Origin of the sequence: Cupriavidus necator, from assembly GCF_013141915.1 — a bacterium.
GTDB classification, from domain to species: Bacteria; Pseudomonadota; Gammaproteobacteria; order Burkholderiales; family Burkholderiaceae; genus Cupriavidus; species Cupriavidus necator_B.
Map to the genome: position 1 here is coordinate 285,323 of NZ_SROX01000003.1, position 13,581 is coordinate 298,903.

9 protein-coding genes and 1 pseudogene are annotated in these 13,581 nt (G+C 65.3%); 7 read left to right on the plus strand and 3 right to left on the minus strand.

What is annotated here, in order from left to right; translation table 11 throughout:
• The first annotated feature begins 30 nt into the window (after nt 1-30).
• The 4 genes from E5S69_RS09195 (at nt 31) to E5S69_RS09210 (ending at nt 6,252) form a co-directional block, all read left to right on the plus strand.
• A complete protein-coding gene (locus tag E5S69_RS09195) occupies nt 31-1,191 on the plus strand; it encodes an acyl-CoA dehydrogenase family protein (RefSeq protein WP_058697494.1) in 1,161 nt (386 codons plus the stop codon).
• A gap of 8 nt (nt 1,192-1,199) precedes the next feature.
• Nucleotides 1,200-3,248, plus strand: a complete 2,049-nt coding sequence (locus E5S69_RS09200) for a 3-hydroxyacyl-CoA dehydrogenase NAD-binding domain-containing protein (protein WP_058697667.1) — start codon at nt 1,200-1,202, stop codon at nt 3,246-3,248.
• A gap of 13 nt (nt 3,249-3,261) precedes the next feature.
• Entirely contained in the window at nt 3,262-4,470 is a 1,209-nt protein-coding gene (gene pcaF, locus E5S69_RS09205) for a 3-oxoadipyl-CoA thiolase (RefSeq protein ID WP_058697495.1), read from the plus strand.
• 99 nt (nt 4,471-4,569) lie between these two features.
• Nucleotides 4,570-6,252, plus strand: a complete 1,683-nt coding sequence (locus E5S69_RS09210) for an electron transfer flavoprotein-ubiquinone oxidoreductase (protein WP_058697496.1) — start codon at nt 4,570-4,572, stop codon at nt 6,250-6,252.
• 88 nt (nt 6,253-6,340) lie between these two features.
• Here E5S69_RS09210 and E5S69_RS09215 read toward each other — a convergent pair.
• Nucleotides 6,341-7,155 (minus strand): annotated as a pseudogene (locus E5S69_RS09215) (electron transfer flavoprotein subunit alpha/FixB family protein); the annotation flags it as partial.
• A 386-nt stretch (nt 7,156-7,541) separates the two neighbouring features.
• On the opposite strand from E5S69_RS09215, the gene E5S69_RS09220 reads away from it, so the two are divergent.
• On the plus strand, nt 7,542-8,045 hold the full coding sequence (locus E5S69_RS09220) for a MarR family winged helix-turn-helix transcriptional regulator (protein WP_058697497.1): 504 nt from the start codon (nt 7,542-7,544) through the stop codon (nt 8,043-8,045).
• Between the two features lie 65 nt (nt 8,046-8,110).
• Here E5S69_RS09220 and E5S69_RS09225 read toward each other — a convergent pair whose 3' ends face one another.
• Nucleotides 8,111-8,614, minus strand: coding sequence for an Lrp/AsnC family transcriptional regulator (locus E5S69_RS09225; RefSeq protein ID WP_058697498.1), 504 nt, complete (start codon nt 8,612-8,614; stop codon nt 8,111-8,113).
• Nucleotides 8,615-8,680: 66 nt separating this feature from the next.
• Nucleotides 8,681-8,980: a DUF1330 domain-containing protein gene (locus E5S69_RS09230; RefSeq protein ID WP_058697499.1), complete on the minus strand. Its 300-nt coding sequence runs from the start codon at nt 8,978-8,980 to the stop codon at nt 8,681-8,683.
• A gap of 263 nt (nt 8,981-9,243) precedes the next feature.
• On the opposite strand from E5S69_RS09230, the gene E5S69_RS09235 reads away from it, so the two are divergent.
• Together E5S69_RS09235 and E5S69_RS09240 are read left to right on the plus strand one after the other, a co-directional pair.
• On the plus strand, nt 9,244-9,984 hold the full coding sequence (locus tag E5S69_RS09235; RefSeq protein WP_158577652.1) for an SDR family oxidoreductase: 741 nt from the start codon (nt 9,244-9,246) through the stop codon (nt 9,982-9,984).
• Between the two features lie 25 nt (nt 9,985-10,009).
• The gene (locus E5S69_RS09240; protein ID WP_058697501.1) at nt 10,010-13,579 is read left to right on the plus strand and encodes an indolepyruvate ferredoxin oxidoreductase family protein; all 3,570 of its coding nucleotides are present in this window, start codon (nt 10,010-10,012) and stop codon (nt 13,577-13,579) included.
• Nucleotides 13,580-13,581 lie beyond the last annotated feature (2 nt).

Consider the following 13,581-nt stretch of genomic DNA (forward strand, 5'->3'; position numbering starts at 1 on the left):
AACAATCCCTCCCATTCAAAGGAGATTCCCATGGCGCTTGATCAGGAAACTTTCCAACTGCTCAAGGACAGCGTCCAACGCTTCGTCCGGGAGCGGCTGGTGCCCGCCGAAAACCATTTGGAGGAGCACGACGAAGTGCCGGCCGACATCGTGGCCGACATGAAGGAGCTCGGCCTGTTCGGTATCTCGATTCCCGAGGAGTACGGCGGTATCGGGCTGTCGATGGCCCAGGAGTGCGAGGTGGCCTACGAACTCGGCCAGACGGCGCTCGCGTTCCGCTCGGTGGCGGGCACGAACATCGGCATCGGCTCGCAGGGCATCCTGATGGATGGCACGTCCGAACAGAAGGCCGAATACCTGCCGCGCATCGCCAGTGGCGAGTTGATCATCTCGTTCGCGTTGACCGAACCCGACGCCGGATCGGACGCGGCGTCGCTGAAGACGAAGGCCGTGGCCGACGGCAGCGATTACCTCATCAGCGGCACCAAGCGCTTCATCACCAATGCGCCGCGCGCCGGCGCCTTCACGCTGATGGCGCGCACCGGCGGCGCGGGGGCGGGCGGCATCTCGGCCTTCATCGTCCCGGCCGGTCTGCCGGGCCTGACGCTCGGCAAGCCCGACAAGAAGATGGGGCAGAAAGGCACGCGGACCTGCGATGTCAACCTCGACAGCGTGCGCGTTCCCGCCGCCAACATCATCGGTGGCGAGGCGGGCAAGGGTTTCAAGACGGCGATGAAGGTGCTCGACCGCGGCCGCCTGCATATCTCGGCCCTGGCGTGCGGCATGGCGCAGCGCATTCTGCAAGAGAGCGTGGCCTATGCGCAGCAGCGCAAGCAGTTCGGCCAGCGCATTGGCGACTTCCAACTGGTGCAGGCCATGCTGGCCGACAGCCAGGCCGAGCTGCTGGCAGGCTGGGCGCTGGTGCAGGGGACTGCGCGCCGCTATGACGCCAAGCCATCCGGCGTCAGCGATCCGGAGGTGAGTATGCAAGCCTCCTGCACCAAGCTGTTCACGACCGAGATGGTGGGTCGCGTGGCCGATCGCGGCGTGCAGATCCACGGCGGCTCGGGCTACATCAACGAGTTCCCAGTCGAGCGCTTCTACCGCGACGTGCGCCTGCTGCGCCTGTATGAGGGCACCACGCAGATCCAGCAGCTCGTCGTCGGCAAGCATCTGATGAAGGCCGCGTGAGGTTGACCATGCTTGACATCCGCAACGGCATCGCCGTCATCACGCTGGTCCACCCGCCCGTCAACAGCCTGGGCCACGCGCTGCGCGAACGCATCGTGCAGCAACTCGATGCCGCGTTGGCTGATTCCGCAGTGCGCGGCATCGTGCTGACCGGCAATGAGAAGACATTCTCCGCCGGTGCGGACGCCACCGAGTTCGGCACGCCGCGCCAGCTGCAGGACCCCATTTTGCGCACGGTCATCACCCGCATCGAGGCGAGCAGCAAGCCCGTCGTGGCGGCCATCACCGGTGTCGCCCTGGGCGGTGGCCTTGAACTCGCTCTGGGCTGCCATGGGCGCGTCGCGCAGGAAAAGGCCCGGATCGGTCTGCCGGAGATCACCCTGGGCCTGATTCCCGGCTCGGGTGCAACCCAGCGGCTGCCCCGGCTGGTGGGCATTGCTGCCGCCCATGCGCTGATGTCCGGCGGGCAGCCCCAGAGCGCCCGCCAACTCGCCAAGTCGGGCCTGTTCGACGACGTCGTGGCTGGGGACACGGTTGGCGCAGCCGCCGCTCTCGCGACGATGCTCGCTGAAAAGGGGCTTCCTTACCCACGGGCGCTGGATGGCGAGGTCGACGCCACCGAAGTCCAGGCAACGGTGGCCGCGCAACGCGCAAAGCTCACGGCCCGCCAAAAGCTGCAGCCAGCATACGGCGCGCTGCTCGACGCGCTGGCCGCATCCGCGCTGCCGTTCGACGAAGGCATGCAGAAGGAGCGCGAGCTGTTTCTGGCCCTCGTGCCCACGACGGTGGCCCAAGCGCTGCGCTACCAGTTCAAGGTTGAACGGGAAGCTACGAAGCTGCCGCCGGCGCTCCAGGCACCCGCGCGCGAGGTGCGCTCCATCGCTGTGATCGGGGCCGGAACGATGGGCTCAGGCATTGCCATCTCGGCGCTCGATGCCGGCTTGTCCGTACTGCTGCTGGAGCAGGATGAGGCCGCGCTCGAAAGCGGGAGGCAGCACATTGGCGATCACTACCGTGAGCGCGTGGCGGCGGGCAAGCTCTCCGCCGAGGCCGCGTCGTCCAATGAGGCACGCCTGCAGACCAGCCTCGAATGGGAACGCCTGCAGCAGGCCGATCTGGTGATCGAGGCTGTCTTCGAAGACATGGCCGTCAAGCAGGAGGTATTCCGCAAGTTCGATACCCATGCGCGGGCGGGCGCGGTGCTGGCGACGAACACGTCCTACCTCGATATCGATCCGATTGCCGCGGCGACTTCACGCCCGCAGGACGTGCTGGGGCTGCATTTCTTCAGTCCGGCCAACGTGATGAAGTTGCTGGAGGTGGTTCGCGGCGCAAAGACCGCCCCCGATGTGCTGGCCACCGGCATGGCGCTTGGCGCGACCCTCAAGAAGATGCCGGTGCTGACCGGCAACGCATTCGGGTTCATCGGCAACCGCATCTACAATGCCTATCGCCGCCAGTGCGAGTTCATGCTCGAAGACGGCGCGTGGCCTGAGGACGTGGACAATGCGCTCACTGGGCTGGGTTTTGCGATGGGGCCATTCGCGGTCGCCGATCTTTCCGGCCTTGACATCGCTTGGCGCATGCGCAAGGCGCAGGCGGCGACGCGCGATCCGCGCGAGCGCTACGTGGCCATTCTCGACCGGCTATGCGAGGCCGGGCGCCTGGGGCGCAAGACTGGCGCGGGCTACTACGCCTACGTGGACGGCAAGCAGGTGAAAACCACCGATGCGGCTGTGCGCGACGTGATCCTGCAGGCGAGCGCGCAGCGCGGCATCAACCGGCGCACGCTTGCACCCGAAGGGATCCAGCGCCGCGCCTTGCTCGCCATGGTCAACGAGGCCGCCTTGCTGTTTGCCGAAGGCGTGGCAAGCCGCCCCAGCGACATCGACGTGGTGCTGGTGCAGGGCTATGGCTTTCCGCGCTGGGAGGGCGGCCCGGTGTTCTGGGCTCGCCAGCAGGAGCGAGCCCGGCTTGAAGCCGACCTCAAGCACTTGGCAGAAGAGGCCGGTCACGGCTTCTCGTTGGGCGATCTCGATCCGCTGCTTTCAACCTGATTCAAAAATCATCATGAACACTTCCCAAGCCTTCATCTGCGACGCCGTGCGCACCCCCTTCGGCCGCTACGGCGGCGCTCTTGCTGGCGTGCGCACCGACGACCTCGGTGCTGTGCCCATCAAGGCGTTGATGGAACGCAACCCGAATGTGGACTGGACCGCCGTGGCCGACGTGCTCTACGGCTGCGCCAACCAGGCCGGCGAGGACAACCGCAACGTGGCACGCATGTCGTCGCTGCTGGCCGGCCTGCCCATCGACGTGCCCGGCGCCACCATCAACCGCCTGTGCGGCTCGGGCCTGGATGCCGTGGGCTCGGCCGCGCGCGCCATCAAGGCCGGCGAGGCCCGATTGATGATCGCCGGCGGCGTGGAAAGCATGAGCCGCGCGCCCTTCGTCATGCCCAAGGCCGAGAGCGCCTTCAGTCGCAGCAACGCGGTGTACGACACCACCATCGGCTGGCGCTTCGTCAACAAGCTGATGAAGGCGAAGTTTGGCGTGGACTCCATGCCTGAGACCGCCGAGAACGTGGCCGATGACTTCAAGATCGAGCGCGAGGCGCAGGACCGAATGGCCCTGGCCAGCCAGCAGAACGCTGCCGCTGCCATTGCCGCTGGCTACCTGGCCCAGGAGATCGTGCCCGTGTCCATTGCCCAGAAGAAGGGCGACCCCATCGCCGTGAGCCAGGACGAGCACCCCCGCGCCACCACGCTGGAGGCGCTGGCCATACTCAAGGGCGTGGTGCGCCCCGATGGCACGGTCACGGCCGGCAACGCCAGCGGCGTGAACGACGGCGCCTGCGCGCTTCTGCTGGCGAATGAGGAAGCCGCCAAGCAATACGGCCTGGTGCCCCGCGCCCGCGTGGTCGGCATGGCCACGGCCGGCGTGGCGCCGCGCATCATGGGCTTCGGCCCCGCGCCGGCCGTGCGCAAGGTGCTGCAGCTCACCGGCCTGACGCTCGACCAGATGGACGTGATCGAGCTCAACGAAGCCTTTGCCGCCCAGGGCCTGGCCGTGCTGCGCGACCTCGACATCGCCGACGACGACAAGCGCGTCAACCAGTGGGGCGGCGCCATTGCGCTGGGCCATCCGCTGGGCGCCTCGGGCGCACGCCTGGCCACCACCGCCGTGAACCAACTGCACACGCTGGGGGGCCACTATGCGCTGTGCACCATGTGCATTGGCGTGGGCCAGGGCATTGCCGTGATTCTCGAAAAAATCTGACGCCCCAAGCTGACCGATCGCCGCACCGTCCTGTGCTGCGTGTCGCTTTTCCGAGTTCCGAACAGCAGCACAAGAACAATCGCTGGAGACTACCCACCAATGAGCCCTGAAGACATTCTGAGCACCTACGGCCCGCGTGAAGCGATGGAATACGACGTGGTCATCGTCGGCGCGGGCCCGGCAGGCCTATCGGCCGCGATCCGCCTGAAGCAGCTGGCCGCCGACAAGGGCGGCGAAATCAACGTGTGCGTGCTGGAAAAAGGCTCCGAACCGGGCGCGCACATTCTCAGTGGCGCCGTGATGGACCCCAAGGCCATCACCGAGCTTTTTCCGGCCTGGAAGGAACAGGGTGCGCCGCTGAACCAGCCTGTCACCGGCGACGACGTGCTATTCCTCTCCGAGACCGGCCACAAGCGCACGCCTGACGCCCTGGTGCCGCGCAACTTCCACAATGATGGCAACTATGTCGTCAATCTGGGGGCCGTCACGCAATGGCTGGGCCAGCAGGCCGAGGGCCTGGGCGTGGAGATCTTCCCCGGCTTCGCGGCCGCCGAGGTACTCTACAACGAAGACGGCTCCGTCAAGGGGGTGGCCACCGGCAATATGGGCATCGGCAAGGACGGCGAGCCGACCGAGAACTTCCAACTCGGCATGGAGCTGCATGCCAAGTACACGGTTTTCGCCGAGGGCGCGCGAGGCCATCTGGGCAAGCAGATCATTGCCCGCTTCAAGCTCGACGAGGGCAAGGACCCGCAAAGCTACGCCATTGGCATCAAGGAGCTGTGGGAGATCCCAGCCGACAAAGCCAAGCCCGGGTTGGTGGTGCACACCGCCGGCTGGCCGATGGGCAACGACACCTATGGCGGCGGCTTCCTCTACCACCTCGAAGGCAACAAGGTCACGCTGGGCTTCGTGACCGGGCTGGACTACAAGAACCCCTGGCTCTCGCCGTTTGAGGAGATGCAGCGCTGGAAGAGGCACTCGGCGATCAAGGCGCACATCGAGGGCGGCAAGCGCGTGGGCTACGGCGCGCGCGCCATCACTGCCGGCGGGTTGCTGAGCCTGCCCAAGACCGTGTTCCCGGGCGGCGCGCTGGTCGGCTGTGACGCGGGCTTTCTGAACGCAGCGCGCATCAAGGGCAGCCACGCGGCCATCAAGACCGGTATGCTGTGCGCCGAGGCGGCCTTCGAGGCTGTGACGGTGGGCCGCGCCGGTGACGAACTGGCAGCCTACCCGGCGGCCTTCGAGCAGAGTTGGCTGCGCACCGAGTTGCACCAGTCGCGCAACTTCAAGCAGTGGTTCAAGAAGGGCAGCACCATCGGCGCGCTGATGACCGGCATCGAGCAGTGGTTCCTGCCCAAGGTCGGCGTGAGTACCCCGCCCTGGACCATCCACCGCACGCAGGCCGACCACCTGTACCTCAAGCCGGCGGCCGATTGCCCCAAGATTAGCTATCCCAAGCCCGACGGGGTGCTGACCTTCGACCGGCTCTCCAGCGTGTTTATCAGCAACACCAACCACGCCGAGGACCAGCCCGCGCACCTGACGCTCAAGGATGCCGGCGTGCCGGTCAGCGTCAACCTGGCCAAGTTCGGCGGCCCCGAAAGCCGCTACTGTCCGGCCGGCGTGTACGAGTTCGTCAACAAGGACGGAGCCGACCAGTTGGTGATCAACGCGCAGAACTGCGTGCACTGCAAGACCTGCGACATCAAGGATCCGACCCAGAACATCGTCTGGGTCTCACCCGAGGGCGGTGGCGGGCCGAACTACGCGGGGATGTAGCTCCCGCCCGAGTACTGGCCGAGGGAGTCTCGGCTCGGATGCAAGGACTACTGCCGCCTGTCGCGCAGGCCAGGCGGCCCATCGTACGCTACCCCAACTGCTTGACGAGCTCTGGAACGGCCTCGAAGAGATCCGCTTCCAGGCTGTAGTCGGCCACCGAGAAGGTCGGCGCCTCGGGGTCCTTGTTGATCGCCACGATCACCTTGGAGTCCTTCATGCCCGCCAAGTGCTGGATCGTACCCGAGATGCCGGCAGCGATGTAGAGCTGCGGCGCAACGATCTTGCCCGTCTGGCCCACCTGCAGGTCGTTCGGGGCGTAGCCCGCGTCCACGGCCGCGCGGCTCGCGCCGATGGCCGCGCCCAGCTTGTCGGCCAGCGGGGTCATGACTTCCGTGAACTTTTCGGCGCTGCCGAGGGCCCGGCCACCCGAGACGATGATCTTGGCGGCGGTGAGTTCGGGGCGGTCGCTCTTGGTCACTTCGCGGCCCACGAAGCTGCTCTTGCCGCTGTCGGCGGCCGCTGCGACGGTTTCGACGGCGGCGCTGCCGCCCGTGGGGACCGCGGCGTCAAAGCCCGTGGTGCGCACCGTGATGACTTTCACGGCGTCGCTGCTCCGCACGGTGGCGATGGCGTTGCCTGCGTAGATGGGGCGCTCGAAGGTGTCGGCGCTGTCGACCTTGGTGATGTCGCTGATCTGCGCCACGTCTGCTTGGCGGCGACGCGGGGGGCCACGTTCTTGCCGCAGGCGGTGGCGGGGAACAGGACATGGCTGTAGCCGCTGGCGATGGCGAGCACCTGGGCGGCCAGGTTTTCGGCCAGGCCGTCCTTGAGGCTGGCGCCGTCGGCGTGGATCACCTTGGCAACGCCGGCGATCTGGGCTGCCGCCGCGGCGGCATGAGCAGCGCTGAATGGCTGGGCGAGCACCTGGCGGGGCTTAGGGCGTGGCCTTCAAATGCGTCAAAAATTATGTCAATATCCTCGCGTAATGCCGCTAAGATGAGCGAGGGGCTGTCGATGCTCGCAGGGCATAGGCGAGACGCGCCTCGATGAATCGCGGCACGGTGGCCATCCGTCGTCCGCGTGCGGCGATCTGTTACCTGATGGCTGAGGCCTGAACTTTCATGCTCCGAGTGGGGGCCGCCGCTTTTGGGAAGTGTCGGCAGTTCCAGATCGAGCATCTGACTCGGATTCCAGGTGTTCAGGATCTAGAAACTGAGGTTTCCACGCAGACGGATAAAGCTGACGTTGGCCCTACCTGTCAGAGTCTTTGAAACTGTCTGAATACATACATGCCCATATCCGATAACGACAACTACGATCAATCGGTCTCCGCGGTTCACAACCGATTGTTTTTTCGCCTGTTCCAGGCTGGCAATACCTTGGATCGCCAGTCCGTCAAGGAGCTTGGCATCACGACAGTTCAGTGGGCTACGCTGGGGGCTCTGTCGCGCCCGCAGGTGAAGGACGGAATGTCGTTTTCCGATCTCGCGGACTATCTGGTCGTGAGCCGTCAAAGTCTGGATGGGGTTCTCAAGCGTCTCGAGCGTGAGGGGCACGTGGAGCGCGTCGTCGATCCCGCCGACAGGCGTGCCAAAAAAGTGGTGTTGCTGCCCTCGGGGCGAGCGTTCTGGAGCGATATCCAGCCAAGAATCTACGAGTTCTATCGCCAGGCGGTTGCAAGCTTTCGCTTCGACGACAAGATCGCCCTGCTGCACCACATCAACCTGCTCAATGATGGCATGTCGAAGGTTGACCTTGGGGCTGGCGCCAAACCTGGAGAGATGGAAGGCTAGAGCCAGGGCGAGGTTCGAAGGCAAGCCTTCGTGAGTTGCGTTGAACGTCGCGGGCTGGTAGGAAATCATGGCTGCCGGCCCCCCTCGCCTGAAGGGGCTCCGTGCCAATGCAACGGTAGTTCAAGCGTTTGCTTGACCACCGTGCAGGGAATTTCGGTCTGGACGCGCCGAACTCCGTTGGCAGGGGTCAGGTGTTGGGCCAGGAATCGTCGATAGTCTTCGAGATCGCTGGCGACGACCCGCAACAGCGCATCGCAGTCGCCGAACATCAGATAGCACTCCAGCACCTGGGGCAGTTCCGACATCGCAGCGGCGAACTGCTGGGTGGTGTCCCCGTCTTGCGCTCGCAGCGAGATCCGTGCGAAGAAGGTGTGAGGCAAGCCCACTTCGGATGGAGCCAGCACGGCAGTGTAGCGGCGGATCACTCCTGTGTCCTCCAGCATGCGCAGCCGGCGCAGGCAGGGAGAAGGAGACAGCCCCACTTCCAAGGCCAAATCGTTGTTCGAGATCCGCCCATCACGCTGCAAGGCAGCGAGGATGCGCCGATCTATGGTGTCAAGGACCGGCATGGACGCAGGAATCCTTCTTCGCGTGGTACGGGCGTGGACGTGAACCTGAGGATCGTCAAGCCGATGTCACGGCGCTTCGCCAAAGCCCTCCACGATCACCAGCGAACCTTTCGAGGCGCCTTGGCGAATCGGTACCAGCGCCTGGTATTCGGGTGACTCGTACCAGGCGCGGGCTTGCGCCACGGATGGGAACTCCAGCACGACGAGGCGGTCGGCCGGAAGTGTGCCTTCGCGCAGTTCCTTGGCGCCATTGCGGATGAGGTACTTGCCGCCATGGGCCGCGATCGTTGCGGGAGCGCCTGCTGCATAGGGGGCATAGCTTGACGGGTCTTCCACGTCAATGAATGCGAGCACATAGGCTTTCATCCGGGTCTCCGAAGTGTGTTTTGGAGTGCATCACTCTAGGAGGCGCGGGCCCGGTTGTCCTTCAGATGGGGACATACCGGACTTTTCTGAAATCAATATCTGGCGCGATGCAGCGCGGGGTGCCCGAGAACACCGAGGGGCGTCGCAGTCGTCGCGTTCAGTTATAAGGGGCGCTCATATCTGATAGAAGCACCCCCGACTCGCACTGGCCCATGCGCCTTCCTACCATTTGCCGCAATGCAATTGAACTAGGGGCACATGCCATGGAGACAAGAACAGCACTCGTATGCGGTGGGACAGGAGGGCTTGGCGGCGGCGTCGCGCAGGCTTTGCGGGATCAAGGTGTGCGCGTGGTCGCCACCAGCTCGCGAGCGAATCCCGCCGCCGGTGTGGTCGATGGCGTAGCCCATCTCGACTTCACGGACAGACGCTCGATTGCGGGATGTGTTCAGGCACTGGAGCGAGCTGGGATCCGCCCGGACATTCTGGTGCTGAATGGGCCAGGCCCGGCCAAGGGGCGTACTGCCGAGGTACCTGAGAGCGCGTGGTTTGAGGCATTTGAAACGCTCTGGGCCGCACCCTTGACGTTGGTTCGCACGCTGCTGCCATCGATGGAGGAGCGCGGCTGGGGGCGCGTCGTCTGGGTGACGTCGGTCGCATGCATGCACTACGTCCCTGAGATGGCGATCTCCACCTCTTTGCGGGCCGGGTTACACGGCCTCGTCCAAACGCTGAGCGCCGAGTACGCGGGAAGCGGCGTGACGGTGAACGCGATTGCACCGGGTTACCACGAGACCGACCGGATGCGTCAACTCGGCGTGCCGCAATCGATCCTGGGCCAGATACCGGTGGGGCGGTTGGGGACGACAGCGGAGTTTGGTGCCGGCGCGGCCTTTCTCGCATCGGAGTCTGCCGGGTACGTGACAGGCCAGGTTCTCCTGTGCGACGGGGGATGGGGCCATGGGCACGGCGGGCCTCGCCCGGCGACCGGAGCAGGGCATTGACGCCGTTTAGGACAGAGGAAATCACATGAACAGTCCACTTCCCGAGGCGATCCGCAAGTCTCTCGAAAAAGTCACGCTCGACGACAAATACAGCCTGGATCGCGGCCGGGCATTCATGAGCGGCGTACAGGCGCTGGTTCGCCTGCCGATGTTGCAGCGCCAGCGCGACCTTGCCGCTGGCTTGAATACCAGCGGCTTCATCAGCGGCTACCGCGGCAGCCCGCTGGGCGGCTACGACCAGGCACTCTGGGCCGCGAAGAAGCACCTGCAGGCGAACCACGTGGTCTTCCAGCCGGGGCTGAACGAGGAACTGGCCGCCACCGCGCTGTGGGGGTCGCAGCAACTGGATCTGTATCCCCAGACCAAGAAGTACGACGGGGTCTTCGGTCTCTGGTATGGCAAGGGGCCGGGGGTGGATCGCTGCTCGGACGTCTTCAAGCATGCCAACATGGCCGGAACCGCGAAGCACGGCGGCGTGATCGCCATCGCGGGCGACGACCACGCATCCAAGAGCAGCACGGCGGCGCACCAGAGCGACCACATCTTCAAGGCCTGCGGGATGCCGGTCTTCTTTCCCTCGAGCGTGCAGGAGATCCTTGATCTCGGCCTGCACGCCTTTGCCATGAGCCGCTTCTCCGGCGTGTGGATGGGCATGAAGACGATTCAGGAAGTGGTCGAGTCCACGACCTCGGTCAGCGTCGATCCGGATCGGGTGCAGATCGCTCTGCCGGAGGATTTCGCCATGCCCCCCGGCGGCGTTCACATCCGCTGGCCGGATCCGCCGCTGGAGCAGGAAGCCCGGCTGATGGACTACAAATGGTATGCCGCGCTCGCGTACATGCGCGCCAACCGCCTCAATCGCAATGTGATCGAGGGCCCTCAGGATCGCTTCGGCATCATCGCCAGCGGCAAGGCGTACAACGATACCCGGCAGGCCCTGGTCGATCTGGGCCTGGACGACGATACCTGCCGCCGCCTGGGCATTCGCCTGCACAAGGTCAACGTCGTCTGGCCGCTGGAGGCGACCGCCACCCGCGAGTTCGCGATGGGCTTGCAGGAGGTGCTGGTGGTGGAGGAAAAGCGCCAGGTCATCGAGTACCAGATCAAGGAGGCGCTCTACAACTGGCGTCCCGACGTGCGGCCGAATGTGCTCGGCAAGTTCGACGAGCAGGAAGGTGACCACACCGGCGGCGAGTGGTCCATGCCCAACCCCAGCGAGAACTGGCTGCTGCGTGCCAAGGCCGACCTCACGCCGGCCATCATCGCGAAGGCGATCGCCAAGCGCTTGCGCAAGATCGGCATGGCGCCGGAAGGCAGCGACATCGCCGCGCGCATGGATGCGCGACTGGCCGTGATCGATCAGCGCGAGCGAGCCATGGCGGAGATGAAGATCGACACCGGGGATCGCATGCCGTGGTTCTGCAGCGGCTGCCCGCACAACACCAGCACCCGCGTGCCGGAAGGCTCGCGCGCGCTGGCGGGCATCGGCTGCCATTACATGTCGCAGTGGATGGACCGCAGCACCAGCACCTTCAGCCAGATGGGCGGCGAGGGCGTGGCTTGGGTGGGGCAGGCCCCGTTCACGACCGACAAGCACGTGTTCGCCAACGTGGGTGACGGCACCTACTTCCACAGCGGCCTGCTGGCCATTCGCCAATCGATCGCGGCCGGGGTGAACATCACCTACAAGGTGCTCTACAACGATGCGGTGGCCATGACCGGCGGCCAGCAGGTGGGCGAGCGCCCCGAAGGCCACAGCGTGCTGCAGATCCAGAAGAGCCTGGTCGCGGAAGGCGTGAAGAAGCTGGTCATCGTCACCGATGAGCCGCAGAAATACGACGGCGTGACGCTGGAGGCGGGGGTCACCGTGCATCACCGCGATGACCTCGACAAGATCCAGCGCGAGCTGCGCGAGATCGCGGGCTGCACGGCGATCATCTACGACCAGACCTGTGCCACCGAAAAGCGCCGCCGCCGCAAGCGCGGCAAGCTCGCCACGCCGGCCAAGACCGTGGTCATCAACGAGTTGGTCTGCGAGGGTTGCGGCGACTGCTCGGTGCAGTCCAACTGCCTGTCGGTCGAGCCCCTGGAAACCGAGTTCGGCCGCAAGCGCCGCATCAACCAGAACTCCTGCAACAAGGACTACAGCTGCGTCAAGGGCTTCTGCCCGAGCTTCGTCACCATCGAGGGTGGCGAGCTCAAGAAGCCCAAGAAAGAGAAGAAGGGGGACCTCGCCGCGCTGCCCCGCATTCCCGAGCCCGTGCTGCCGGTCGCCGAGGAGGCCTGGGGCATTCTCGTCGCAGGCGTTGGCGGAACCGGCGTGATCACCATCGGGCAAGTGCTGGGCATGGCCGCGCACCTTGAGGGCAAGGGCATTGTCACGCAGGACGCGGCGGGCCTGGCGCAGAAGGGCGGATCGACCTGGAGCCATGTCCAGATTGCCAACCGGCCGGAAGCCATCCACACAACCAAGATCGATACGGCCAACGCGGACCTCCTGATCGCGTGCGACGCCATCGTCGGTGCGAACAAGTACGCAACGGGGCTGATCCGCGAAGGGCGCACGTTCGTTGCGCTGAACACGCATGGCACACCGACCGCTGCCTTCACGCAGAACCCCGACTGGCAGTTCCCCGGCGGCAACTGCGAAGCGGTGCTGGCCGCCGCGGCGGGTGCGCAGATGGTGTCCAGCTTCGACGCGGAGCAGGCTGCGGTGCAGTTGCTGGGCGATTCGATCTACACCAATCCGCTGATGCTGGGCTATGCGTGGCAGATGGGCAAGGTGCCGCTCTCGCACGCTGCCTTGATGCGTGCCATGGAACTCAATGGGGTGCAGATCGAGAACAACAAGGCGGCCTTCGAGTGGGGACGCCGGTGCGCCCATGACCTCAAGGCGGTGCAGGCCTTGTACCAGGCCGCGGCCGTGATCGAGATCGTGCGCAAGCCGTCGCTCGACCAGGTCATCCGCAAGCGCGTCGAGTTCCTGACGGCGTATCAGAACGCAGCCTATGCGGCCGACTACCAGTCCTTCGTTGAGAAGGTTCGCTCGTCTGAAACACGCCTAAAGAGCACTCGCCTGACCGAGGCGGTGGCGCGCTACCTGTTCAAGCTGATGGCCTACAAGGACGAGTACGAAGTGGCGCGGCTGCACACCGATGCGGCATTCACGCAGAAGCTGGCCGACATGTTTGAAGGCGACTTCAAGGTAGTGCACCACCTCGCGCCCCCGACGTTTGCCAAACGCAACGACAAGGGTGAACTGGTCAAGCAACCCTTCGGCCCCTGGATGCGCCGCGCTTTCGGAATCCTCGCCAAGATGAAGAGCCTGCGCGGCACGGCGCTCGATCCCTTTGGCCGGACCGAGGAACGCAGGACGGAGCGCGCCCTGATCCAGGACTATCGCGCCAGCGTCGAGGAGCTGCTTCCCATGCTGTCGCCGGAGAAGCTCTCCCTCGCCGTGGAAATCGCCCGCATTCCCGAAGAGATCCGGGGGTATGGCCACGTGAAGGAGCGCCATCTTGCGGCGGCACGCGAGAAGTGGGCGGCCCTTCGCCACCAGTGGCGCAACGGGACCGTGGCGAAGGAGGTCGCCTGATT